At 62.3% G+C, this 24,395-nt stretch carries 27 protein-coding genes; 18 read left to right on the top strand and 9 right to left on the bottom strand.

Annotated features, from left to right (window positions below):
- Positions 1-2,238 (top strand): S8 family peptidase (locus NAP1_RS09840; RefSeq protein WP_007165137.1); only part of this gene is annotated, 2,238 nt, incomplete at its 5' end.
- Between the two features lie 9 nt (positions 2,239-2,247).
- On the opposite strand, the gene NAP1_RS09835 is transcribed toward NAP1_RS09840, so the two are convergent.
- From NAP1_RS09835 to NAP1_RS09815, 5 genes are all read right to left on the bottom strand, one after another.
- A complete protein-coding gene (locus NAP1_RS09835) occupies positions 2,248-3,318 on the bottom strand; it encodes a phosphotransferase family protein (RefSeq protein ID WP_007165136.1) in 1,071 nt (356 codons plus the stop codon).
- Positions 3,318-4,406, bottom strand: coding sequence for a Zn-dependent alcohol dehydrogenase (locus tag NAP1_RS09830; RefSeq protein WP_007165135.1), 1,089 nt, complete (start codon positions 4,404-4,406; stop codon positions 3,318-3,320). Before NAP1_RS09830 ends, NAP1_RS09835 begins: the two co-directional genes overlap by 1 nt.
- A gap of 44 nt (positions 4,407-4,450) precedes the next feature.
- Positions 4,451-5,785, bottom strand: coding sequence for an acyl-CoA dehydrogenase family protein (locus NAP1_RS09825; protein ID WP_007165134.1), 1,335 nt, complete (start codon positions 5,783-5,785; stop codon positions 4,451-4,453).
- Between the two features lie 94 nt (positions 5,786-5,879).
- Positions 5,880-7,367, bottom strand: a complete 1,488-nt coding sequence (locus NAP1_RS09820) for an MFS transporter (RefSeq protein ID WP_007165133.1) — start codon at positions 7,365-7,367, stop codon at positions 5,880-5,882.
- Entirely contained in the window at positions 7,367-8,239 is an 873-nt protein-coding gene (locus NAP1_RS09815) for an SDR family NAD(P)-dependent oxidoreductase (protein WP_007165132.1), read from the bottom strand. Before NAP1_RS09815 ends, NAP1_RS09820 begins: the two co-directional genes overlap by 1 nt.
- A gap of 198 nt (positions 8,240-8,437) precedes the next feature.
- Between NAP1_RS09815 and NAP1_RS09810 the strand changes: the two genes are divergently transcribed.
- The 5 genes from NAP1_RS09810 (at position 8,438) to NAP1_RS09790 (ending at position 13,941) form a co-directional block, all read left to right on the top strand.
- A complete protein-coding gene (locus NAP1_RS09810) occupies positions 8,438-9,631 on the top strand; it encodes an acyl-CoA dehydrogenase family protein (protein ID WP_040464906.1) in 1,194 nt (397 codons plus the stop codon).
- A gap of 3 nt (positions 9,632-9,634) precedes the next feature.
- On the top strand, positions 9,635-10,018 hold the full coding sequence (locus tag NAP1_RS09805; protein WP_007165130.1) for a PH domain-containing protein: 384 nt from the start codon (positions 9,635-9,637) through the stop codon (positions 10,016-10,018).
- Between the two features lie 24 nt (positions 10,019-10,042).
- Positions 10,043-11,182, top strand: a complete 1,140-nt coding sequence (locus NAP1_RS09800) for an acyl-CoA dehydrogenase family protein (protein WP_007165129.1) — start codon at positions 10,043-10,045, stop codon at positions 11,180-11,182.
- A 14-nt stretch (positions 11,183-11,196) separates the two neighbouring features.
- Positions 11,197-12,003 carry an SDR family oxidoreductase gene (locus NAP1_RS09795; RefSeq protein WP_007165128.1) on the top strand — a complete coding sequence of 269 codons (807 nt, stop codon included), beginning with the start codon at positions 11,197-11,199 and terminating at the stop codon, positions 12,001-12,003.
- Between the two features lie 510 nt (positions 12,004-12,513).
- Positions 12,514-13,941 (top strand): serine hydrolase, encoded by a 1,428-nt coding sequence (locus NAP1_RS09790; protein WP_007165127.1) that lies wholly within the window; start codon positions 12,514-12,516, stop codon positions 13,939-13,941.
- A 144-nt stretch (positions 13,942-14,085) separates the two neighbouring features.
- Here the strand turns inward: NAP1_RS09790 and gmk are convergent, their stop codons facing one another.
- From gmk to NAP1_RS09775, 3 genes are all read right to left on the bottom strand, one after another.
- Complete coding sequence (gene gmk / locus NAP1_RS09785; protein WP_007165126.1) at positions 14,086-14,730, bottom strand: guanylate kinase; 645 nt, start codon at positions 14,728-14,730, stop codon at positions 14,086-14,088.
- Between the two features lie 48 nt (positions 14,731-14,778).
- Entirely contained in the window at positions 14,779-15,249 is a 471-nt protein-coding gene (locus tag NAP1_RS09780) for a hypothetical protein (protein ID WP_007165125.1), read from the bottom strand.
- A gap of 70 nt (positions 15,250-15,319) precedes the next feature.
- The gene (locus tag NAP1_RS09775; RefSeq protein ID WP_007165124.1) at positions 15,320-15,820 is read right to left on the bottom strand and encodes an SspB family protein; all 501 of its coding nucleotides are present in this window, start codon (positions 15,818-15,820) and stop codon (positions 15,320-15,322) included.
- A 116-nt stretch (positions 15,821-15,936) separates the two neighbouring features.
- Here NAP1_RS09775 and hisB point away from each other — a divergent pair, with 116 nt between their 5' ends.
- From hisB to pal, 12 genes are all read left to right on the top strand, one after another.
- Positions 15,937-16,542 carry an imidazoleglycerol-phosphate dehydratase HisB gene (gene hisB, locus NAP1_RS09770; protein WP_007165123.1) on the top strand — a complete coding sequence of 202 codons (606 nt, stop codon included), beginning with the start codon at positions 15,937-15,939 and terminating at the stop codon, positions 16,540-16,542.
- Positions 16,535-17,161, top strand: coding sequence for an imidazole glycerol phosphate synthase subunit HisH (gene hisH, locus NAP1_RS09765; protein WP_007165122.1), 627 nt, complete (start codon positions 16,535-16,537; stop codon positions 17,159-17,161). Before hisB ends, hisH begins: the two co-directional genes overlap by 8 nt.
- Positions 17,158-17,886, top strand: a complete 729-nt coding sequence (gene hisA / locus NAP1_RS09760; protein ID WP_040464904.1) for a 1-(5-phosphoribosyl)-5-[(5-phosphoribosylamino)methylideneamino]imidazole-4-carboxamide isomerase — start codon at positions 17,158-17,160, stop codon at positions 17,884-17,886. The genes hisH and hisA overlap by 4 nt, the downstream gene beginning before the upstream one ends.
- On the top strand, positions 17,883-18,683 hold the full coding sequence (hisF, locus tag NAP1_RS09755; protein WP_007165120.1) for an imidazole glycerol phosphate synthase subunit HisF: 801 nt from the start codon (positions 17,883-17,885) through the stop codon (positions 18,681-18,683). Before hisA ends, hisF begins: the two co-directional genes overlap by 4 nt.
- A 16-nt stretch (positions 18,684-18,699) precedes the next feature.
- Positions 18,700-19,011 carry a phosphoribosyl-ATP diphosphatase gene (locus tag NAP1_RS09750; protein ID WP_007165119.1) on the top strand — a complete coding sequence of 104 codons (312 nt, stop codon included), beginning with the start codon at positions 18,700-18,702 and terminating at the stop codon, positions 19,009-19,011.
- 22 nt (positions 19,012-19,033) lie between these two features.
- Positions 19,034-19,417 carry a histidine triad nucleotide-binding protein gene (locus NAP1_RS09745; RefSeq protein ID WP_007165118.1) on the top strand — a complete coding sequence of 128 codons (384 nt, stop codon included), beginning with the start codon at positions 19,034-19,036 and terminating at the stop codon, positions 19,415-19,417.
- 99 nt (positions 19,418-19,516) lie between these two features.
- The gene (locus NAP1_RS09740; RefSeq protein ID WP_007165117.1) at positions 19,517-19,987 is read left to right on the top strand and encodes a YbgC/FadM family acyl-CoA thioesterase; all 471 of its coding nucleotides are present in this window, start codon (positions 19,517-19,519) and stop codon (positions 19,985-19,987) included.
- A gap of 3 nt (positions 19,988-19,990) precedes the next feature.
- Positions 19,991-20,713, top strand: a complete 723-nt coding sequence (gene tolQ, locus NAP1_RS09735) for a protein TolQ (protein WP_007165116.1) — start codon at positions 19,991-19,993, stop codon at positions 20,711-20,713.
- Entirely contained in the window at positions 20,714-21,163 is a 450-nt protein-coding gene (locus tag NAP1_RS09730) for a biopolymer transporter ExbD (RefSeq protein ID WP_007165115.1), read from the top strand.
- Between the two features lie 12 nt (positions 21,164-21,175).
- Positions 21,176-21,985 (top strand): hypothetical protein, encoded by an 810-nt coding sequence (locus NAP1_RS09725; RefSeq protein WP_007165114.1) that lies wholly within the window; start codon positions 21,176-21,178, stop codon positions 21,983-21,985.
- Positions 21,986-21,989: 4 nt separating this feature from the next.
- Positions 21,990-23,411, top strand: a complete 1,422-nt coding sequence (gene tolB, locus NAP1_RS09720; RefSeq protein WP_007165113.1) for a Tol-Pal system beta propeller repeat protein TolB — start codon at positions 21,990-21,992, stop codon at positions 23,409-23,411.
- Between the two features lie 83 nt (positions 23,412-23,494).
- Complete coding sequence (pal, locus tag NAP1_RS09715) at positions 23,495-24,022, top strand: peptidoglycan-associated lipoprotein Pal (protein WP_156777242.1); 528 nt, start codon at positions 23,495-23,497, stop codon at positions 24,020-24,022.
- A gap of 74 nt (positions 24,023-24,096) precedes the next feature.
- Here the strand turns inward: pal and NAP1_RS16480 are convergent, their stop codons facing one another.
- On the bottom strand, positions 24,097-24,249 hold the full coding sequence (locus tag NAP1_RS16480; RefSeq protein ID WP_007165111.1) for a hypothetical protein: 153 nt from the start codon (positions 24,247-24,249) through the stop codon (positions 24,097-24,099).
- Positions 24,250-24,395: the final 146 nt, after the last annotated feature.

Below are 24,395 nucleotides of genomic sequence, written 5' to 3'. Positions count from 1 at the left end.
CCTCCACCGCCACCGCCGCCTCCTCCGCCATCGACCAATTTCGACACGGCGGAGTTTCGCCGTTCGGACGGGCCGGACTTTCACGGCGCGATTGCGGCATGGCAGGATGGTGCGACGGGCGAGGGACAGATCATCGCGGTGATCGACAGCGGCATCGATTCCGACAGCCCTGAATTCGCAGGGCGCATCCACCCGGATTCGCGCGACGTCGCTGGCAATCGCGGGATCGATCCAGAGGATGACCACGGCACCAATGTCGCCATGGTCGCGGCCGCCGCGCGCGATGACGAAGGTATCCTCGGCATCGCCTTCGATGCGCAGGTCCTCGCTCTACGTGCCGACATGCCCGGCTCGTGCGGGACGGACACGCCGCAGGACCCGACGCTCGGTTGCTCCTTCACCGACCGCGATATCGCCGCTGGAGTGGACCAGGCGATTGCAAGCGGGGCGGCGGTCATCAACCTGAGCCTTGGAGGAGGAACCGCATCGGCGGCCCTTCGCGGCGCGATCTCGCGCGCAGCCAATGCCGGAATCGTGGTGGTCGTCGCGGCGGGAAATGGGGGAGGGGGCGATGATCCGGACATCGACCCGAACCAGCCCGATCCCTTCGCAACCAGCCTGCTCGATGCAGGCGGCGGCAACGTAATCATCGTCGGATCGGTTGACGACAATGGCGGTTTTTCCAGCTTCAGCAACCGCGCTGGAACCTCTGCAGCCTCGTTTCTTAGCGCCCGGGGAGAGCGGATTTGCTGCGTCTATCAGGATGGCGAAATCTTCGTCGAAACCATCGACGGTTCGCAGTTCGTGACGCTGTTTTCAGGCACGAGTTTCGCCACTCCGCAAGTCGCAGGCGCAGTGGCGCTGCTGGCGCAGGCCTTTCCCAATCTGACCGGAGAGGAAATCGTCGAAATCCTGCTCACCAGCGCGAGCGATGCGGGCGCGACGGGTACGGACGGAGTGTTCGGAACGGGCATCCTCGACATCGCCCGCGCTTTTCAGCCAGCAGGGACCACAACGCTCGCGGGCACGGCAAACGCGCTCGGCCTTGCTGACGATTTTGCGATTGGATCGGCGGCGATGGGTGACGCGTTGTCGGGCGCTTCGCTCGGCACGATCGTCACCGACCAGTATGATCGCGCTTATAGCTTCAGCTTCGGCGGGCGCACGCAGAACGCCGCGCAGGTTCAAAGGCTTCGCGGCGCGGTCGAGCGGGGCGGCTATACCAGCGCAGCGTCGAGCCCGGCGCTTTCGCTTGCGGTGACGGTGGGAGAGACGAACCGCGCGGCAGGTGTCGGCTGGACGCAGGCGCTGCAATTGTCGCCCGAGGATGCGCAGGGCGCGCGGGTGCTGGCTGCACGCGTGGCGGCCCGGATCGCGCCGGATACACAGCTTGGCGTGGCCTTCCGCCAGAGTGCATCGGGCCTTGTCGCGCAGATGCAGGGTTCGGACCGCGCTGCCTTCATGATCGCACCCGAAGCGGGCCGTGACGCTGGCTTTCTTGAAGAGAGCCAGTTTGCTTTCGCCACGCGCCAAACCTTCGGCGACTGGGGCCTCACAATATCGGGAGAGCGCGGACGCGCATGGCTCGGCGAAAACCGCCGGGCGAGCGATGTTCTGTTCGGCGTGCGCGAGCGGCGCGCGACCACCAGCATGGCGCTGGCCGCCGATCGCAGCTGGGGCGGGCTTGATGCGAGCGTCGCGATGTCGTGGCTCGCAGAAGAAGAGACGCTGCTCGGCGGGTACTTCAATCCCGCATTCGGCATTTCGGGCGCGGATAGCGTTTTCCTCGACGGGCGACTGGTGCAGCGGATCGGCTCACGCTGGCGATTGGGCGGTGCGTATCGCGCTGGCTTTACCCGCCCGCGCGGCTCGGCTCTGATCGGTGCAGGCTCGCAGGTCGAGACGCAGGGCTGGTCGATCGACCTGACGCAAGCAGGCCTGTTCCAGCACCATGACAGCATCGGATTGCGCGTCAGCCAGCCGCTGCGCGTGACCGGTGGGGCCCTCAATTTCGACCTGCCTGTTGCCTATGACTATGCGACCGAAAGCGCGATCCTTGGCCGACAGTCGCTCAATCTTGCGCCTGCGGGGCGCGAGCTGATGAGCGAGCTCAACTGGAGCGGCTGGATCGGCTCCGCGCGCATTTCGACCAGCGTCTATTATCGACAGGAGCCCGGCCATATCGAGAGCGCGCCAAGCGATATCGGCGCGCTGCTCAGCATCGGCGCTGCGTTCTAGCCACCCGCTCTATTCAGGCATCCCGGCATCGCGCGCAAACATGTATGCGCGCTCGACCAACGGCGCAACGCGTTCGCTCATCGACTTGGCGTGTGCAGACGAGGCAGTGCCGTCGATCACACGCTTCTTGATGCCCTGCATGATGCCCGCCAGCCGGAACAGGTTGTAGGCAAAATACCAATCCATCGGCGGCACGGGATAACCGGTGCGCGCAACATAGCGTTCGACCGCTTCCTCGACAGTGGGAATGCCGAGATCGCCCAGATCAAGCCCAAGCAGCCCCGCGCGCCCGTCTGCAGGCTGGAACCAGTTGAGCATCAGGTAGCTAAAATCCGCAATCGGATCGCCTAGCGTCGACAGCTCCCAGTCGAGCACTGCGATGATGCGGGGCTCGGTCTTGTGAAAAATCACGTTGTCGAGCCGGTAGTCGCCATGCACCACAGAGCTTTCATGCTGTGGCGGGATCGTCTCGGGCAGCCATTCGATCAGCCGCTCCATCTGGGGCATGTGCTCTGTTTCGGAGAGCTTGTACTGCTTCGACCAGCGCGAGATCTGGCGCGCGCAATAATCGGTCGGCTTACCATAATCGCTAAGCCCGATTTCGGCAGGCTTCTTGAGGTGCAGGTCGGCCATCGTGTCGATCAGCGCGTGGTAATGGGCGCGGCGTTCTTCCGGCTCCATCCCCGGCAGCGCGCCGTTCCACAGCGAGCGACCGTCAGCCATGCTCATAACGAAGAATTTCGAGCCGATAACCTCGGCATCTTCGCAAAGGCCATAGGTCTTGGGCACCGGAAAGCCGGTCGGGTGAAGGCCCGTCATCGCTGCATATTCGCGGTCCACCGCGTGGGCCGACGGCAACAGCTTGCCGAAGGGCTGGCGGCGCAGGACGTAGTTCGTTTCTGGCGTCTCGATCTTGTAGGTCGGGTTGGATTGCCCGCCCTTGAACTTGGTGTAGCTGATCGGCCCGGCGAAGCCTTCGACATTGGCCTCGAACCACTGGGTCAGAGCTTCAAGGTCGAGCTTGTCGCGCTCTTCGACCTCGACCGTGCCGACCATTTCCTTGTCAAAATCAATGTCCATCAGTCGAACATGACCACGCTGCGTGCGTGGCTCCCTTCGCGCATTTTGTCGAACCCGGCATTCACATCCTCAAGCCCGATGCGCTCAGCAATAATCGTGTCGAGGTCGAGCAGTCCGCGCATGTAGAAATCGACGAGGCGCGGGAGGTCGACCGGGAAGTGGTTCATCCCCATGATCGCGCCCATCAGCTTCTTGCCGCCAAGCAGGTCCATCGCGCCCAGCCCGACCTTGCAGTCGAGCGGCATCATGCCGAGGATCACCGCCGTCCCGCCGCGCCTCAGCGAAGCAACCGCGAGGTCTGCCGAGGCCTGACGACCCACAGCCTCGATCCCCCAGTGGACGCCGCCGCCCGAGATTTCGAGGATCTGCTTTGCCGCATCGTCGGCAAGCGCATCGACCGTGTGGGTCGCGCCCAGAACCTTTGCGAGTTCGCGCTTTTCGGGAAGCGGATCGGCCGCGATGACCTTGCCAGCGCCAGCGATCTTGGCTGCGTTGATCGTGGCAAGTCCCACGCCCCCGCAGCCGACGACCAGCACGGTTTCACCCGGTGTCACCTTGCATGCGTTGAAGATCGTGCCAGCGCCCGTCGTGACCGCACATCCGATGACGGCAGCGCGGTCCAGCGGCATGTCCTTGTCAATCGCGACGCAGGCGTTTTCGTGGATCAGCATCTGCTCGGACAGGGCCGAGAGGTTGAGCATCTGGGCAACCGGTGAACCATCCGCGCGGGTCATGCGCGGGGCATCGCCCTTGGCCCGGCGGGTCGCCCCGCCAAGACACAGCGCCATGCGGCCCGTCACGCAGAACTCGCAGGTTCCGCAAAAGGCGGAAAGGCACGAGACGACGTGATCGCCCGGCTTCACCGTTCGCACTTCACTGCCCACCGCGCGTACGACGCCAGCGGCTTCGTGGCCCGGCACGCAGGGCAGGGCATGCGGATAGGCACCGTCGATGAAGTGTAGGTCGGAGTGGCACAGGCCACACGCCTTGGTGTCGATCAGGACTTCGTGAGGGGCGGGGTCGGAATATTCGACCTCGCCGATCACTAGCCCCTCTCCCGGTTGCTCCAGGATTGCTGCTTTTGCCATCTTTGGCTTCCCCTCTCGCGCCCTTGCGGGCCTTTACGTGTGGCTTAGCGAGCGACGCCCATGTCGCCCGAGCTGAACGCGCCTGCATCGTTCGCAGCGCCGCCACCATCGCGAAGGGCGTTAGCGGTCGGGCCTTCTTGCGGTGCGTGCTTGCCGATTTCCATGCGCGCGATCGAGCGTGCGTGGACCTCGTCGGGACCATCGGCAAGGCGAAGCGTGCGCTGGTGAGCGTAGGCACTCGCGAGGCCATAATCCTCGGACACGCCGCCGCCGCCATGGGCCTGGATCGCATCGTCGATGATCTTGAGGGCCATGTTCGGGGCCTGCACCTTGATCATGGCGATTTCCTGCTTGGCCGACTTGTTGCCGACCTTGTCCATCATGTCTGCGGCCTTGAGGCACAGGAGGCGCGTCATGTCGATGTCGATGCGGGCACGCGCAATGCGCTCTTCCCAGACCGAGTGCTTGTAGATCGGCTTACCGAACGCTTCGCGCTCTTGCAGACGGCGGCACATTTTCGCCAGCGCTTCTTCGGCAACGCCGATGGTGCGCATGCAGTGGTGGATACGGCCCGGGCCGAGGCGCCCCTGTGCGATCTCGAAACCGCGACCTTCGCCCAGCAGCATGTTGGAGACAGGGACGCGCACGTCCTTCATCTCGACTTCCATGTGGCCGTGCGGTGCATCGTCATAGCCGAAGACGGGCAGGTGTCGGATCACGTTCACACCGGGCGTGTCGATCGGCATGAGGACCATCGATTGCTGCGCGTGACGCTTGGCTTCGAAGTCGGTCTTGCCCATGACAATCGCGACCTTGCAGCGCGGATCGCCAAGGCCCGACGACCACCACTTGCGGCCGTTGATGACATATTCGTCGCCGTCGCGCTCAATCCGGGTCTCGATGTTCGTCGCGTCCGAGGATGCCGTGTAAGGCTCCGTCATGAGGAAGGCGCTGCGGATTTCGCCGTTCATCAGCGGACGCAGCCACTCTTCCTTCTGTTCACGCGTGCCGTAGCGGTGGAACACTTCCATGTTGCCGGTGTCGGGAGCGGAGCAATTGAAGACTTCCGATGCCCAGCCGATGCGGCCCATTTCCTCTGCGCACAGCGCATATTCGAGGTTGGTGAGGCCGGGACCTTCGAATTCGAAGGTGTCGTCGACATGGTGGTGGCTGTCATTGCGCGGGGGCATGAACAGGTTCCAGATGCCTTCGTCCTTGGCGATGGCTTTCTTGTCTTCGATGATCTGGATCACCTTCCAGCGGTCGCCCTCGGCGTCCTGCTGCTTGTAGGTGTCCATGTTGGGACGCACGTGCTTTTCGATGAAATTGCGCACGCGGTCGCGCCAATAGGCCTGGCGTTCTGTGGGTTCGAAATCCATGGGGGTGTTCCTCTCTCGTCCTTATCTGAAACCGAATCTGTTGAAATCGACCGTGGCAGAGCCGGTAAGCTGCGCCAAGGGTAAGTTTTGCCGATCAAATCACCGAATGGGCATCGGGGTCGGCGCGCGCGGCGTCTCCGATGGTCTTGCCTCCCAGTGGCACGCCTTCATCCTTGCCGGCATGCCGACGATGGAGGCGTTCGAGCCGCGCCTCGTGCTCTTCACGTCCGATTGGAAAGCTGCCGAGCCAGTATGCCGCGAGCAGTGCGAGCACGATCGAGGCGCTGCCATAGTAGAGCACCATGTCGTTAATCACCGCGCCGGGTACCGAGCCGGGATCGGCGTCGGTCGAAAGCTGTGCAAGGCCGATAATCTGCCCGGTCAGAAAAATGCCTGCTCCGGTGGCGCATTTCTGGATCAGCCAGTTACCCGAATAAAAAGCAGCCTCGGCGCGGCGGTGGGTGCGTTCTTCGAAGGCTTCGACAATCTCCGCGATCATGGAGGTGGCCGAAATCATCATCACGACGCCCAGCGTGTTGCCGAACAGAAGGAACGCGAAATAGCCATAGGTCGAAGCAGGCGTGCCGCGCTCGAACCACAGACCGGCAAGCAGCAGCGCGTAGGGCGTGAAACCGATCAGCAGCGCGCCCAGCGCGGCAATTGCGGCTGAGCGGGCCTTGCCCCATCTGCGGTGCATCGGGCCGACGATGACGAACATCAGCACTACGGACAGGAACAGTGTCGCCGGGAACAGGATCAGCTCGTTTTCCTTCAACTGCCAGACGAACAGGTTGAGGTAGTTGAGGATCGAGAACGTCATCCCTTGGCTGATATATGCCGCGAGCGCGCCCGCGGCGAAGATCAGGAAGCTTTTCTCAGAGAACGCATCGAAGATCTCGGCGAACGCGCCCTTCAATGAAAAAGGTGGCGGCTTGTGCTCGGGCAGGTGGGCGACAAGGTAGTGCTGGCCCGCAGCCGACCCGATCACCGAAATCGCCATCAGCCCGGCTCCGAACGCACCGAAGTAAATGTAACCCTCTTCCTGCAGGAGCCCGTCCGCCCCCGGCATGAAGACGGTGTAGGCGAGCGCCATCATCAAGAGCCCGCCAAGCCAACCCGACAGGAAGCGATAGCGGAAGAGCGTGGTACGCTCGTCATAATCCTGCGTGATTTCAGGCACGAGGCTGACCGAAGGCACTTCGCAGGCTGACAGCAGAATGCGTACCGCGATGGCGATGCCGACGAGGCCATAGAAACTCGGCGCTTCGCCCCCCGGCGGGGACCACAGCATCACCCAAACCACTGCAAGCGGGATGGGCGCGATGTAGAGCCACGGCAAGCGCCTGCCCCAGCGGGTGTAAGTGCGGTCGGAGAGGTTGCCGATGATCGGGTCAATCACCGCATCGACCAGAAGCGCAATCAGCAAAGCGAGGCTGACCAACCGCGCATCCATGCCGAGCACCTGATTGTAAAAGATCAGCAGGAAGAATGAGAAACCGGAATCCTTCACCCCGAACGCAACTGCGCCGAAGCCGTGGATCAGCTTGAGACGACCGGGAAGCTTGCCTTGCGTAAACGCCATTACTGGCCTGCCGCATCAGCAGCGGCGGCGGCCTTGGCTTGTTCTTCCATCGCTTCGAGCCCGGCAAACAGCGTCTCTTCCTCCGGGTCCCAGCAATGTCTCGGGCCAATGGTGATCCCGCCATCGACGATGAGGGACGTGCCGGTTACGAAGCTCGCAGCCTCGCTTGCGAGATAAGCCACCGCTTCGGCAATGTCATTGGGCTGCCCACCGCGTTTGACCGGCTGGGCGTTGGAGGAAAGCTGCGCGATGGCAGCGTTCGCCATCGTCTTCATCTCGTCCGGAATTTCGAGCGTGGAGGTGAAGATGTTGGTGTTGATGAAGCCGGGCTGGATCGCGTTCACGCGGATATCGTGCTGGGCCAGATCGGCAGCGGCACACTTGGTCAGGTGAAGAACGCCCGCTTTCGCAACGGCATAGGCGGTCGGCGAATAGCCCGGACCGACTGCTGCGACGCTGGAGACATTGACGATGCTCGCGCCTTTTCGCCCCTTCATGTGCGGCACGGCATAGCGGATGCCGAATGCGACCGAGCGAAGGACAAGGTCCATCGTCATGTCCCATTCTTCAGGCTCGATCTCGTCGATGCCGGGGCGCGCGCCGCCCGCTGCTGCATTGTTGAAGACGGTGTCGATGCCGCCTGTCTCGCTCGCAGCCTTGTCCATCAGGGCCTTGATCGAAGCGGGGTCGGTGACGTCGCTATGGACGAAGCGGACATCGCCCTCACTCTCCGCCGCCAGTTTTTCACCGCCGACGCTGTCGATATCGCTTGCAAAAACGGTAGCACCCTCGCGGGCGAAAAGCTGCGTAGTGGCAAGGCCGATGCCCGATGCCGCGCCCGTGATGATTACCGTTTTTCCGGCGAATCTCATTAATTGTTACCCTCTCTTGCATCCTCAATTGCAACCTAATCGCAATGAGGCTTGCGTCAACGTAATCCGGATGACGTTACGGCATGCAAGCACACGCGAAGTGTGCTTGCGGCGCATGGGCAAATGACGATAACGTAAGCGTCAACTTATCCCGCGAGAGACAAGAGAGAGGAGTCGCCTCCAATGGCTGACCAAACTGTGACCGATCTGGAAGCCTTCCGTCAGGAAACCCGAGAATGGCTTGAAGCCAATTGCCCCCCAGAAATGCGCCAACCCGTGCGCGAGGACGATGACGTCTACTGGGGCGGCCGCAATGCAACCTTCAAGAACGATGCGCAAAAGGCATGGTTCGAAGCCGCCCGCGACAAGGGCTACACCGTGCCAAGCTGGCCCAAGGAGTATGGCGGTGCAGGCCTCAGCGCACCCGAGGCCAAGATCCTGCGTCAGGAAATGAGCCGCATCGGCGCGCGTCCGCCGCTCTCATCTTTCGGCATCTGGATGCTCGGCCCTGCGCTTCTGCAATTCGGGACCGAGGGCCAGAAGAAGCGCTTCCTCAACGAAATCGCACGCGGCGAAATCCGCTGGTGCCAGGGCTATTCGGAGCCGGGCAGCGGTTCGGACCTTGTCTCGATGCAGACCTATGGCGAAGACAAGGGCGACCACTGGGTCGTCAACGGTCAGAAGATCTGGACCTCCTACGCCGATCAGGCCGACTGGATTTTCTGCCTTGTCCGCACCGACAAGAACGACAAGTACAAGGGCATCACCTTCATGTTGTTCGACATGGCGGGTGAGGGCGTCTCGACAAAGCCGATCCTGCTGATCAGCGGCAACAGCCCGTTCTGCGAAACCTTCTTTGACGACGTGAAAGTACCCAAGTCCTACGGCGAGGACGTTCCCGGCCATGTCGGCGAGGTGGGTCGCGGTTGGGACGTGGCGAAGTACCTCCTCGGCCACGAGCGCGAGATGATTTCGGGCATGGGCGGCGGTGAACGCACCGCAGCCATCGGCTCTGCCATGAAGCGCCATGCGGGCAAAACCGGCGACGACCTCGATCCGATCCTGCGCAGCGAGCTTGCGCTGTTCGACGTCGACGCGCTCGCCTTCACCGCCATGGCCGAAAAGTTCATGGACGAGATGAAAGCGGGCAAGGGCCACCCGGCTCAGCCCAACATGATGAAGTATGTCGGCACCGAGCTGAACAAGCGCCGCCACGAACTAATGATGAGCGCAGGCGGTTCGCGTAGCCTTGAATGGGAAAGCGAAGAAACGAGCGGCGGCAAGCCCTCGCGCAACTGGCTCCGCACCAAGGCAAACTCGATCGAGGGCGGAACCTCGGAAGTCATGCTCAACGTCATTTCGAAGCGCATCCTCGAACTGCCGGGGTCGTAAGCCGTGGGCGACACAAACATACTGCTCTCGCATTTCTGGGGAGCAGCTCTTGGTGATGAGACGGGCGGTGGGGAAACCATCGAGCAGGTAAACCCACTGCTCCTTGATGGTGAGGAAATAGAGATCGCGACCCGTGGCGAAAGCGGCGGCGCGGCCTTCACCAACCTCCGCCTCATACTCGTCAACAATGCAGGCCTGTTCAAGAAGCGTTCGATCATCAGCTTCATCCGCACAGCGTCGATTGATGTCGTTTCGGTAGATGCAGGGACGCTCTTCGAAGTGAAACTGGCAGGGCGCGGCTTCGATGGCGCCTACCTCCTGTTCAACGACCCGATCGACAAAATCAAGCTGACCCGTTGGCTGTCCAACGCGGTTTCACAGCAATAAGAAGACAAATTCGAGGACCCTGAAATGCCCCTTTTTCACGACGAAGATCAGGCCATGCTGGCCGACAGCGCCAGCGGCTTCATGGCCGAAGAAGGCAACATCGCGAAGCAGCTGCGCCACTGGCGTGACCGCGATTGTAAGGACGGTTTTGGCCACGGTCTGTGGAAGCAGATGGCCGAAATGGGCTTCACCGGCATGCTGGTTGCCGAGGATGATGGCGGGCTGGGCATGGGCCATGTCGAGGCAGGGATCGTGCTTGAAGAGATCGGCCGCAACCTGACGCCATCGCCGTTTCTGACATCATCCGTACTCGCCGCGACTGCGCTCGGTCACGGCAGTTCGGACATGAAGGGCCGCTATTTCCCGGGCCTGATCGAAGGCGAGAGCGTCTTTGCCGTCGCCATCGACGAGACCGCCAAGCACCGCCCTGACCGCATAACCACCCGCGCCGAGAAATCGGGCAACGGCTTCAAGCTGACCGGCTCCAAGAGCTTCGTGATCCACGGCGCCAGCGCGGACATGCTGGTCGTCGCCGCTCGCACCAGCGGGGCAGACGATGACGAGGATGGCATCACGCTCTTCGCCGTTCCCAAGGATGCGGCCAACATGAGCCACGACAGCGTTCGCCTCGTCGACAGCTCGATGGCGACACACACGAAGTTCGACGGGACCATGCTCGATGGCGATGCAGTCATCGGCGAAGTCGATGGCGGGCGCGAGATCCTGAACGCGATGCTGAAAGCAGGCCGCGTGGGTGCAGCGTCCGAAGGCGTCGGCGTTGCGCAAGGGGCGATGGACATGACCGTCGACTACCTCAAGCAGCGCAAGCAATTCGGCAAGGTCATCGGCGAGTTTCAGGCGCTCCAGCACCGCGCATCGCACCTCTATTCCGAAGTCGAGATCGCCCGCGCCGCCACGATCAAGGCGCAGCAATTGCTCGACGCCGACAGCGAGCGCGCCGACCTGATGATCTCGGTCGCCAAGGCCAAGGTCGCCAAGGCAGCCGGGCTCGCGGTCAAGGAAGGCGTGCAGATGCATGGCGGTATTGGCATGACCGACGAATACGACATCGGCCTTTACATGAAGCGCGACCGTGCGCTGCAGGAGTTCTTGGGCGATGCCTATTTCCACGCCAGCCGCGTTGCCGAGCTGAGCGGGTACTGAGGAGTTTACGAAGCATGGACATCAATTCACTTTTCGGCCTCGAAGGCCGCATCGCTCTTGTCACCGGCGGATCGCGCGGCATCGGCAAGATGATCGTCGAAGGACTGCTCGCTGCAGGTTGCGCGCGGGTCTACATCGTCGCCCGCAAGAAGGAGCAGGTCGACGAAACCGCCGCTGAGCTTGGCGAGAAGGTCATCGGCCTTGTCGCAGATCTCTCCCAGATGGATGGCATCCAGCAGCTTGCCGACGAGATCGCGAGCCGCGAGGACAAGCTCGACATCCTCGTCAACAATGCAGGCGCTGCGTGGGGCGAACCCTTCACCGAGTTCAGCGAGGCGGGCTGGCACCGCACGATGGACCTCAACGTCAAGACGCCGTTCTTCCTGACCCAGAAGCTGCACGGCCTGCTCAAGGCCGCCGGCACGCCCGAGCGTCCGGCCAAGGTGCTGATGATCGCCTCGATCGACGGGATGAAGACCAATCCGTGGCCGACCTATCCCTATCAGGCATCGAAGGCTGGCCTCATCCACCTCACCCGCCGCATGGCCGCAGAGCTGGTGAACGACAACATCATCGTCAACGGCATCGGCCCGGGCGCTTTCCCGAGTTCGATGAACAAGGCCGCGCGCGACAACGAAGACCTCGTCAAGCGCGGCATCCCTTCAAAGCGTGTCGGCGTGACCGAGGACATGGCAGGCGGCGCGATCTATCTGCTCAGCCGTGCAGGCGATTATGTCGTCGGCACCACCATCGCGATCGACGGCGGCGTCGTGAACGCCAATGTCGGCGCGGGCAACTTCGTCGATCCGTCGGGCGAGTGATCGCCATCGGCAACTGACTTTTCCAGCCTTTCGCGCCCTGGAAGTGGACCGCATGTTACACGGTCCAGGGCCGAAAGCTGGCGAAGCGTCACCCTAGTAAGCAAAGGCGTCACTCTGGCGCCAAAAGTGTGACCCTTGCAGGTCCAAGCGTCACTGTGCGAGCATGCAAAGTGTGACCTTGGGGCCGCGCGACTTGGGTTTTTCAAACGCCGACAATGTAAAACAACACTGCGCCGGTTAGCAGTTCGTCCGTGAGTAGGAAAATGTCGGCAAGGTGACGGGGAGCGGAATATCTGGTTGCAGAAGCGAAGGCCCGAGTTTCCGGGGCTTTCTTCGCAGACTTCCTATGTCTGCTTGGTCCGCTTGAGACCCTAATTGCGGTCATCTAGGCTCAGGCCGGCATTTCGTCGCAATGTGAGAAGCAGTTCAGTTGGAGCCGAGCCTTTCTGACCTTCCCGTTTCGTTTTCGGGTCCAGTCGACTAGCTTCGAACCCATAGGGGGATTTGAGCATGATGAAGGGCTGGACGCTCGGAGCTTTGTTTTTTCTGGCCTCGGCCCTTTCAGCAAACACGACCAGCTCTCGTATAGATGCTTTTGTAGAAGCAGAGCTTCCACAAAGCGCAGCACCGGGGCTCGCCTATGCGCGAGTGGAAAACGGAGAGATCACCACAAAAGCTTTCGGCGAACGGACCAAAGGAGGCGGCGAGAGCGTGTCCTCCGAAACGCTGTTCCCGGTCGGATCGGTCACCAAGAGCTTTACAGCGCTCGCCATCATGCAGCTGGTCGAAGCCGGAGAGCTCACGCTGGATGACTCTGTCTCGCAGCACCTGTCCGCTTTCGCGACAGGGCCAGCACGCGGCGTGACTGTGCGCCAGCTCCTGAACCACACAAGCGGGTTTTCGACCGTTCAGGGCAATAACCTACATGGCAATGCCGATGCATCGCAGTTTGGACTTGTCGAATATGCGGAGCAGCTTGCGCAAATGGGCCCCGCCAATGCGCCGGGCGTGGTCTGGGAATACTCAAACGCAAACTATCAGATCTTAGGAGCGGTGATCGAGGAAAAGAGCGGCCAACGCTACCCGGACTACATCGACGAACGGATTTTCAAACCCCTTGGAATGACAAGCAGCATTGTGGTGAGCGGACCCAATCCTGCCGGCTTGGCAACTGGGCATCGTCCGTGGTTTGGCAGTGTCCGTGCCTATGGAAGCGGTGAAGGCTATCCGATCAACGCCCCGGCTGGCGGGATCGTGGCGAGCGCGGAGGATATGGGACGCTATTTAGCCATGTGGCTTAACGGCGAGGACGACATCCTCTCGGCCGAAAAAAAGACGGCGATGGTAACATCATCGGGTCCGGCCTCGCCTTTCTACGGACTGGGCTGGTCGATCGATGCTGATCGCGGGGCAGTCTATCACACCGGATTGGTGCCCGGGGCCGAAGCGCTGGCCTCCTTCAGACCCGCTGAAAAGAAAGGCGTGGTGGTTTTGGTCAACGCCAATGGCGGTTTGGGCTTTGCGGATACGTGGTACCTAATAGGTGGCGTTGGGGCGCGAGCCTTGGGCCAACCTCATGATGATGACGGGTCACGTTTGGGACCGAAGGTCGCCTATCTCTCAATCGCGATCTTGCCCCCACTGTTCGTGCTGTTCGCCTTCGTCTCCTGGAGAGGAAGATCAGCTTTGATTGCGAAAAGGGAGAGCATGAGCGGCAAGCTCAGCCTCTGGTTCCCACTGGCGGCGATGCTCGGTCTTTCATGGTTCCTGATCTCGACACTGCCGAACATATTCGGCGGGTCGATCGCAACCCTCCAACTCTACCAGCCCGACTTCGCCTTGTGTTTGATCGCAGCAGCATGGCTCGCTCCCGCTTGGGCAGTGTTTCGCTTGGCTCTGGCATACTCCAAAGGCAAAGCCTCTGCATCAACAGGGTAGACCTGAGGGTCTCAGATAGCCTCTCGTTGCGCTTTCCACCCAATTTTGCCGTTTAAACAATCAGCGCAAACCGTGTCCGCTAATCGCAGCGAGGAGACACGCATTGTGTGGCCAAGGTTCGGGCCGCAAGCAGCCCGGCACCACCTACCCCATCAACTCCCGCACAAACGGGATCAGCCCGGTTTGCCGCGTCCTGCGCATGCGTTCTGCGTCGAGCACTTCGCATACCCGCGCGAAGCATTCATCGACATTGTCGTTGATGACGACGTAATCGTATTCTGCCCAGTGGCTGATCTCGGCGCGGGCGCGTTCCATGCGAGCGTCGATCACCTCGTCTGTGTCCTGCGCGCGCGCTTCGAGGCGGCGGCGAAGTTCATCGAGGCTGGGCGGGAGAACGAAGACGGTAACGACGTCCTGGTCGTCCTTCTGCTTCAGCTGCTGCGTGCCCTGCCAGTCAATATCGAACAGGTAGTCCTGCCCCTGTTTCAGCCCCTCGCGAATATGGCCCTTGGGCGTGCCGTAGCGATGGCCGAAGACGTGCGCCCACTCGTAGAAATCGTCCTCCTCGACCATGCGGTCAAACTCGGCATCGGACACGAAGTGATAGTGCACGCCGTCTTCCTCGCCGGGGCGTGGCGGGCGAGTGGTGGCGGAGATCGACAGTCGGATTTCGGGATCTTTCGCCAGCAGCATGCGCGAAAGCGTCGTTTTGCCTGCGCCCGATGGCGAGGACAGGATGAAAAGCAGGCCGCGGCGTGCGAGTTTGTCGATGGTTTGGAAGTCGCCCATATCGCCCACTGACGTTATCGCGGCTCCAAATCAAGGGGGCTTTCGCCGCTATTCCTCCGAAGAGGTGAGCTTCGCAGCCCCTTCGCGGCGTTTGCGCAGCTGGCGGCTCTTGCCTCGGTCGTAGAGCGTCTTTGCAACCAGCGCGCCGGTCACGACGCCCAGGCCAAGTGGCGAGCGCGTGGCAAGCTTGCTCGCGCCGTAAAGAGCGAGCGAGGTGACGATGGTACGTCCGTCGAGAACTTCGCGGGCCTTGCCTTCATCGCCGTAGCTCGCCTTTGCGACCTGGCGTTCGACGTTCTGGCGAAACAGGGTCGATGCCCCGCGCATGATGATCTCTGCGATGACGAGGTTGGTGGCCGGATTGGTGCTGGGCACCGGGATGCGGGAATTGGCCTTTGCATCGGCGCTTGGCCGGACAAGTTCGCGCGCAACACTATCCCTGCCCAGCGCCTCATCCTTGAGTTTGCTGGCCTTGTCGCGGGCGTAGTCACGCGCTCTGCGGGATCGTTTTTCGCTCATACCTTATCAACAAGGATAGCCGCAGATGGTTTCCAGCGCGTGTAAATGCACCAGATCAGGTGAGGCTTTGCTATTTCTTGCGCCCGAAATCGACGGTCACGACGTTCGAGCCATCGCCGCCATCATCGGGATCGCCCTGAACCAGCACTTCGGCGTCGTTTTCAGCGTCTTCGTGCTCTTCAGGAGCAAGTTCACTGACCGATGCCTGGAATTGAAGGCCGAAATCCACCGCCGGATCGACGAAGGCCGTGATCGCGGCAAAGGGAATCTCGAGCTTGGCCGGGATCTGGTTGAAAGAAAGGCCAACGGTAAAGCCGTCCTCGCGCACTTCGAGGTCCCAGAACTTGTTCTGCAGGACGATGGTCATTTCGTCCGGGAAACGTTCGCGCAGGTGAGCGGGAATCGAAACGCCGCTCGCCCCGGTCTTGAAAGTGATGTAGAAATGATGGTTGCCGGGCAGTTCGCTGCCCCCACGCTCGATCTCTCCGAGCACACGCCCAACCACGGCGCGCAGCGCCTCCTGAACGATCTCGTCATACGGGATCAGGCTATCGGGTGTGTCTTCGGTCATCACGATACAAAGCGTGGCGAGCCTCGCGGCGCGGGTCAAGCGTTTCGTGAGCGATTGTATGCAATTATGCCAATCACCCGTTTGCACACCCCGACGAGAAGCCTATAGCGCGCGCCATGACTGACCAGCCAAGAACCGGAAAAGTTGAGCGGAAAACCGCAGAGACCTCGATCGAGATCGCGGTGAACCTCGACGGAACAGGCACTTATGACGTTTCGACGGGAATCGGTTTTCTCGATCACATGGTTGAGCAATTCTCGAAGCATTCGCTCATCGACGTGACGATGAAGGTCGAAGGCGACCTGCATGTCGACCAGCACCACACGACCGAGGATTCTGCGATTGCGCTGGGTCAGGCGCTCACCGATGCGCTTGGCGACAAGGCCGGGATCGGGCGGTATGGCAGCGCCTATTCTCCTATGGATGAGACGCTGAGCCGCGTGTCGCTCGACATTTCGGGCCGGCCTTATCTCGTATGGAAAGCACAGTTCAGCCAGGAAAAGCTGGGCGAATGGGACACTGAGCTGATCGAGCATTGGTTCCACTCGGTCGCGCAGTCGGCTGGTCTGACGCTCCACTGCGAGCTGCTTTACGGCACCAACAACCACCACATCTGCGAAAGCCTCTACAAGGGCTTTGCCCGCGCGATGCGCATCGCGGTCGAGCGCGACCCGCGCAAGGGCGGCGCTATTCCCAGTACGAAAGGGCAGCTCGGTGGCTGAGGTTGTCGCTCTCGTCGATTACGGCGCGGGCAATCTGCATTCGGTTTACAATGCGCTCAAGGCGGTGGGGGCGAATGTCAAAGTTACCGCCGATGCCAGCGTCGTGCGCGCAGCCGACCGCATCGTGCTTCCCGGAGTGGGCGCGTTCAAGGCGTGTGCCGATGGGTTGAAGGCCGTGCCGGGCATGGTCGATGCGCTGCATGAGCGGGTCGAGATCGGCGGTGCGCCGTTCCTCGGCATCTGCGTCGGCATGCAATTGCTTGCAGATCGCGGGCTCGAATATGGCACGCATGAAGGCCTTGGCTGGATTCCGGGCGAAGTGCGCCTGATCGAGCCGCACGACCCGGCGATCAAGGTGCCTCACATGGGCTGGAACGACGTTGCGATCATGCCTCATGCGCGCGGCCATCAGGTGATTGAGGAGGGGGAGGCCTATTTTCTCCACTCCTACCACTTCGTTTCCGAGGACCCGTATCACGTCGCGGCTTTGACCGACCACGGCGAAGGCCTTGTGGCAGCGGTCAGCCGCGCGAATATCGCCGGGGTGCAATTCCACCCCGAAAAGAGCCAGGCCTATGGTCTGGCGACCCTCGAACGTTTCCTGGAGTGGCGGCCTTGATTGTATTCCCAGCCATCGACCTCAAGGGCGGCGAAGTCGTGCGCCTTGCCGAAGGCGACATGGACCGCGCCACGATCTACGGCGATGATCCGGCAGCCCAAGCCATGATCTTCGCCGAAGCAGGGGCCGAGCACCTCCACGTGGTCGATCTCGACGGAAGCTTTGCTGGCGAGGGCCGCAACATCGAGGCGGTCAAAGCCATCGTCGAGCGCTTTCCCGGCTACGTGCAGTTAGGTGGCGGCATCCGCGATGCCAAGGCAGTCGAGGGCTGGTTCGACCTCGGTGTTGCGCGCGTGGTGATGGGTTCGGCTGCGCTCAAGGACCCCGAGTTCGTGCGAGAAATGGCGCGCGAATGGGAAGGCGGCATCGTCGTCGCGGTTGACGCGAAAGACGGCATGGTCGCGACCGAGGGCTGGGCGGAAGTGTCCGACGTGCCCGTGGTCGACCTCGCGCGCCGGTTCGAGGATGCGGGCGTCGCTTCGCTTCTCTTCACTGATATTGGGCGCGACGGGCTGCTCAAGGGCGTGAATATCGACGCGACCGTCGACCTAGCGCAGCGGGTCGACATTCCCGTGATTGCGAGCGGCGGGGTGAAGGGCCTCGATGACATTCACGTCCTCAGCCTCAACGCGCATAACGGGATCGAGGGCGTCATCACCGGACGTGCTCTCTACGAGGGCAAGCTGGACCTCGCGGCAGCAATCCAGATGGGAGCGCGGGCGTGACCGTCCGCATCCGCGTCATCCCCTGCCTCGACGTCGCCGATGGGCGTGTGGTGAAGGGTGTCAATTTCGTCGATCTGAAGGACGCAGGCGACCCGGTCGAACAGGCGCGCGCCTATGACGAGGCGGGTGCGGACGAGCTGTGCTTTCTCGACATCTCGGCCAGCCATGAAGGGCGCGGGACACTGCTCGATATCGTCAAGCGCACCGCAGAGGTCTGCTTCATGCCACTTACCGTCGGAGGCGGGGTTCGCAGCGTCGAGGACGCGCGTGCGCTGCTGCTCGCGGGCGCGGACAAGGTTGCAATCAACTCAGCGGCGGTCGCGCGGCCTGAACTGGTGAGCGAGATCGCGGCGAAGTTCGGCAGCCAATGCGTCGTTGCCAGCGTCGATGCGCGCCGCGTCGCGCCCGAAATCCCGGTGCAGGGTGAAGCACCAGAACAAGGGCCCAAGTGGGAAATCTTCACCCATGGTGGGCGTGAGGCCACCGGCATTGACGCGGTCGAATATGCGAAGAAAGTCGCCGAGCTTGGCGCTGGCGAATTGCTCGTAACCAGCATGGACGGCGATGGGACGCAGGCCGGGTACGACCTCGAACTCACCCGCACCATTGCCGATGCAGTGAGCATTCCGGTGGTCGCGAGCGGCGGCGTGGGCAATCTCGGACACCTCGTCGAAGGGGTACGCGAAGGGCATGCGAGCGCGGTTCTGGCCGCCTCGATCTTTCACTTTGGCACCCACTCGATTGCCGAGGCGCACAAGGCCCTGCGCGATGCAGGCTTGCCTGCGCGCGGCGTTTGAGCGAGACCTCGCGTCCATGGAAACCCTCGAACGCCTCGAAAAGACCATCGCGCAGCGCCGTGCTGCCTCGCCCGAGACCAGCTACGTCGCGAAGCTCAACGCCAAAGGCCTGCCCAAGATCGCGCAGAAGCTCGGCGAGGAAGCGACCGAAGCGGTGATCGCGGCGGTCTCCGGCTCGAACGAGGAACTGGTCAGCGAAAGCGCCGACCTCATCTTCCATCTGCTCGTCCTGCTTCAGGCCAAGGGCGTCAGCCTCGACCACGTCCTTGCCGAACTCGACCGGCGCGAAGGGCTTTCGGGGCTCGAGGAAAAAGCTTCACGCCCCTGATTCTAGTAGCACGGAGTAATTCATGCCGATCGACCCGACGCTGCCTTACGACGACGACAACATCTTCGCGAAAATCCTGCGCGGGGAAATCCCGTCAAACAAGGTCTACGAGGATGAGTGGGCTTTCGCGTTCGAGGATATCAACCCACAGGCGGAGATTCACACGCTGGTGATCCCGAAGGGCAAGTATGTCAGCTGGGACGATTTCAGCGCCAAGGCGAGCGCCGACGAGATCGCCGGTTTCATCCGCGCGGTCGGCGAAGTCGCACGGATGAAGGGGCTCGTCGAACCCGGCTATCGCCTCATGGCGAATATCGGCGCGCATGGCGGGCAGGAAGTCCCGCACCTGCATGTCCATATCTTCGGCGGCCAGCCATTGGGGCCGATGATCTGGAAAAAGGGCTAACACCTCACCGCAGCTGAGATTCGTTTCGTCCCCGTTCATGCGGCCAGCGACAAACGCACCTTTCCAGCGAATCTCCGCTGCGCTAGGTGGCTTTGCAACATGGTAAAACCAACTCCTCCGGGCGGCGTCATCGATGGTTCGCAGCACCTTTATGCGGTGCGCGTCTATTACGAGGATACCGACCTGTCGGGCATCACCTATCACGCCAATTATCTGCGTTGGTTCGAGCGTGCTCGCAGCGATCTGTTGCGCATGCTCGGCATCGACCAGCGCGCCGAGATCGAGGCTGGGGCGGACGGCGCAGGCGTTGGCGGGGCCTATGCGGTTTCCGAAATACATCTCAAATATCTGCGGCCCGCAAAGCTCGATGACGACGTGGTGATCACCACCACCTGCACCGAGCTTGGCGCGGCAAGCTGCCGGATGCACCAAGTGGCGCGGCGCGGAGACGAAGACCTGTGCGAAGCAACCTTGCGCGTCGGGTTCATCTCGCTCGAAGGCCGGCCCAAACGCCAGCCTGCCGAGTGGCGCGCCGCGTTCAAGACCTTCATGACACGAGAGGATAGCTAGAGAGTGCTGATTGACCTGTTGAGCGCCGGACTTGCCGAGGCTGGGGTGACCTCTCTTGGGCCGACGCGGCTCGATCCGATCGAGCTGTTTCTGGAAGCCGACATCGTGGTGCAGGCGGTGATGATCGGCCTGATCCTCGCCAGCATCTGGACCTGGGCGATCATCGTTTCGTTCCTGCTGCGCATCGGCAAGCTCAACTCCGCCTCGCGCGAATACGAGGCCGAGTTCTGGGACACCCGCGACCGAGAAGCCGTGCTGACCAAGCAGCGCCGCGCCAAGGTTCCCTCGGCGCGCGTTGCGGGCGCTGGTTTGGACGAATGGCGCCGGTCGACCAAGGGCGGGGCACCCGATCGCCCCGCCGCTCGCCAGCGGATCGGTGCTGCGATGGAGAGCCAGGTTGCCGAAGAGGCAGACGATCTCGCGGGCAAGCTGAACTTCCTTGCCACCACCGGATCGGTCGCGCCCTTTGTGGGCCTGTTCGGGACCGTGTGGGGCATCATGAACAGCTTCTTCCAGATCGGTGCGCAGCAATCGGCCTCGCTCGCCGTGGTCGCGCCGGGCATCGCAGAGGCATTGTTCGCCACCGCCATCGGCCTGTTCGCCGCTATTCCGGCGGTGATCGCTTACAACCGCTTCTCGAATTCGGTGAACCAGTACGAGGCAAAGCTGCAACGCTTTGCCGACAAGGTTCACGCAGGCCTCAGCCGCGAGCTGGACCGCGCATAAATGGCGATGGGCCTCACCACTCCCGGCAAACGCCGAGGGAAGCGCGGAAAGCGCGCGGCCATGGCGGAGATCAACGTCACGCCGCTCGTCGACGTGATGTTGGTGCTGCTCATCATCTTCATGGTGACGGTGACGCTTCCCGCCGTGGGCGTGCCGATCGAACTGCCGGAAAGCAGGGCTAACGCGGTCGAGGAAGCACCCGAGCAGGTGACTATCAGCATCGACAGCGAAGGCCGCGTCTATATCGGCGATAATGCCGTGCCCACGGGCGCTCTGCCCGACGCGCTGGCCACGCTTGACCGCAACGCTGCGGGCGAGCTTCCGACGATTGTCCTGCGCGGCGATCGCAGCCTCGACTATGGCCGGGTGATGGCAGTGATGGGGGAACTGGGCCGCGCCGGCTTCACCTCGATATCGCTGGTCACCGACGGTTCAGTTACTCCCCCATAGCGAGTGGCAGAGATGGGAGAGAGCACGTTCAGGAGAGAAGACAGGATCGGGCTGATCGCCGCGATCGTGCTGCACGGCGCGCTGGTCGCGTTGCTTGCCGCGCAGGTCCTGTTCGCGCCTGAACCCTTCGCCCCACCTCAACGCGTCGCGGTAAGTCTCGCGACCGAGGTTAGCCTTGAATCGACAGCGCCCAATCCAACGCCCGAAAGCCGCGCGGCGATTGCGCCGACGCTTACTGATGTGCCTTCTCCGCCTCAGGAGGCTTCGTCCGAGCCTGCCGAGGAAACCGCGCCGCCAACCCCGCCGCGCCCGCAGTCTCGCACTCAGCCACGCACACAAGCGCCGCCCGACACCCGCGACCGTCGCCGTCCAGAGGAAACGCGCCAGCAACCCTCACAGCGCCGCGCCGAGCAGCCCGCAGGCGGCAGCCGCATCGGCGACAACTTCCTCGAAGGGCAGGGCAGCTCGACTCAGACCGACGCGACGAGCGCCCCGGCAGCAGCATTTGGCCGCGCCGAACGGGCCGCATTGGCATCGGCGATCACCCGCCAGCTTCGTCCGCATTGGAACGCGCCGTCAGGCGTTGAAGCGGAATTGCTGGAGTCGGTGGTCACTTGGCAACTCAACGAAGACGGCAGCCTCAAAGGCCGCCCGCGTTGCCGCAACGTGTCGAGCAGCGTCACCGACAGCAACCGACCACAGGCGGGCCTGCACTGCGAACGCGCAATTCGCGCGGTCCAGCTTGCCGCCCCTTTCAACTTGCCCGAGCAATTCTACAATCGCTGGAAAGACCTCGAATGGGAATTCAACAGAAGGCTCTGACCCCATGAAGACCAAGATTTTCGTCACCCTACTCGCCGGCCTGATGGCCACGTCCGCGTCGATAGCGACCGCTCAGAATCAGGACCTTGGCGAACCGCTTGGTGAAGGCGGCGAGGTCGAGGATATCGCGATCGAGGGCGGTGACGGCGAGGAACTCGGCCCGCTGCGCGGTACCGTGACCGACGAAAGCGACTGGCAGGATCTCGGTATCGCGATCCCGTCTTTCGCGACCGACTCCAACCGTCCGACGCCTGCGAACAGCGATGGCACCGCAGCGCTTGGCCGCGAGATCGCGCGCGTCATCACCGCGAACCTTCGCAACAATGGCCTGTTCAAGCCGACCGGTCCCGACAGCCTCCCCGAACCGCGCTTTCAGCAGATCACTGCTCCCAGCTGGTCGAGCTGGACCGGGCGCGGGGCGGAGATGCTGGTGCACGGCTATGTCCGCGCGCGTGGTGACGATCGGCTGGTGGTGGGCTGCTACCTCTACGACGTCGCGCTTCAGGACGAACTCATCCGCGAAGGCTGGGTTGTGAGGCCTGCAGACTGGCGCCGCGCGGCACACAAATGCTCTGACCTTATCTATGCACGTCTGACGGGGGAGAGCCCGTTCTTCGACAGCCGCATCGCCTATATCGCGGAAACCGGGCCCAAGGATAACCGGGTCAAGCGCCTCGCGGTGATGGACAGCGACGGCGCGAACCACCGCTTCCTCACCCTCGGCAGCGCAACCGCGCTCACCCCGCGCTATTCGCCCGATTATTCGAAGATCCTCTACCTGTCCTATGTCGACGGGAACCCGCGCATCTATGTCTATGATATTGGCAGCGGTCAGCAGACGCTGGTGACCGAAAACCAGAATCCGACGCTTGCGCCGCGCTGGTCGCCCGATGGGCGCCATATCCTCTATTCGATGGCCGTTGCGGGCAACACGGACATCTACCGCGTGCCTGTCACGGGCGGTCGCAGCGAGCGGCTGACCGATACGCCGGGGATCGACATTGGCGGCTCTTATTCGCCCGATGGTCGTCGGATCGTGTTCGAGAGCGACCGTTCGGGCACGCAGCAATGCTATGTCATGGATGCGGACGGTTCCAACCAGCGCCGGATCACCTTTTTCGGAGGCCGCTGCGCGACGCCCGAATGGAGCCCGCGCGGCGACCAGATCGCCTTCACGCGCATTGCAGGCGACTTCAACGTTGCCGTCATGACGCCATCAGGGGGCAGCTTGCGCGTCCTCACTAACGGTTGGCAGGACGAGGCCCCGACATGGGCGCCCAATGGCCGAATCATCCAGTTTTTCCGGACCACCCGCGACGCGGGACGGTCCTCGCTATGGCAGGTCGACCTTACGGGTCGCAACGAAAGGAGATTGCCGACGCCGGTGGACGCGTCGGATCCCGCATGGGGACCTATTCGGCCCTGATTGCGTTTTATCCTCACCAACTTACAAGGTTAAACCTGACCGGCGCGCTCTGCCGCCCGGTTCAAAGACAGGAGATCACCGATATGACTTTCTCCATTTCCAAAGCGGCCACCGTTGCCCTGATGACCTCGGCTCTCGCGCTGGGCGCGTGTTCGAAGAAGGCTCCCGAAGAGCTTCCACCCGCACCGGTCTCGACCCCGACCCCGGCGCCGGCGCCGGCTCCGACCGCTCCGACTGGCCCCGTTCCCGGCACTCAGGGTCACTTCGAGGCCGCAGTCGGATCGTCGAGCGTCATCTATTTTGACACCGACCGCTTCAACATCGACAGCACCGATGCTGCCGCGCTTCAGGCGCAGGCGCAGTACTTCGCACGCTTCCCGCAGCTGACCTTCACCATCGAAGGCCACTGCGATGAACGCGGCACGCGCGAATACAACCTTGCTCTTGGTGAGCGGCGCGCCAATGCGGCGAAGAATTACCTCGTCAGCCTGGGCGTGTCGCCGAACCGCATCCGCACGGTCAGCTACGGCAAGGAGCGCCCTGTCGCGCTTGCCTCAACGCCTGCGGCCTGGTCGCAGAACCGCCGCGCCGCGAGCATCATCATCAACTGATCGCGATAATCACGAACCATGCGCCCGTCTCTCCCGATAGGGAGGGGCGGGCGTTTGCTTTTGCGTTGGAGCGCTTACTTCGCGCTTGAGCTTGTAGAGATGACCTGAGCCACGGGACCGGCAGCGCTGATCTGCACGTCGCGGTCCGCTCCGACCCGCGCGACAAGCGCGAGGCAGACCAGCGCGAGGGCTGAAAACAGACTGGATATGGTCAGTTGCTGGCTCATCGTGTCCTGATTGAGTGCTGCGATATGCAGCGAAGAAGTGAACGCTTAGTTGCAATGCAACATTTCACATCGCAACTGGTTCCACATCTTTGCAATCTGCGCCACCGACCCTAGGTTAGGCGCGTGATCTATCCGACCAACGACAT

Source organism: Erythrobacter sp. NAP1 (assembly GCF_000152865.1).
GTDB lineage: Bacteria > Pseudomonadota > Alphaproteobacteria > Sphingomonadales > Sphingomonadaceae > Erythrobacter.
The sequence above is the reverse complement of the archived record's forward strand: the minus strand, read 5'-3'. Positions and strand labels throughout refer to the sequence as shown.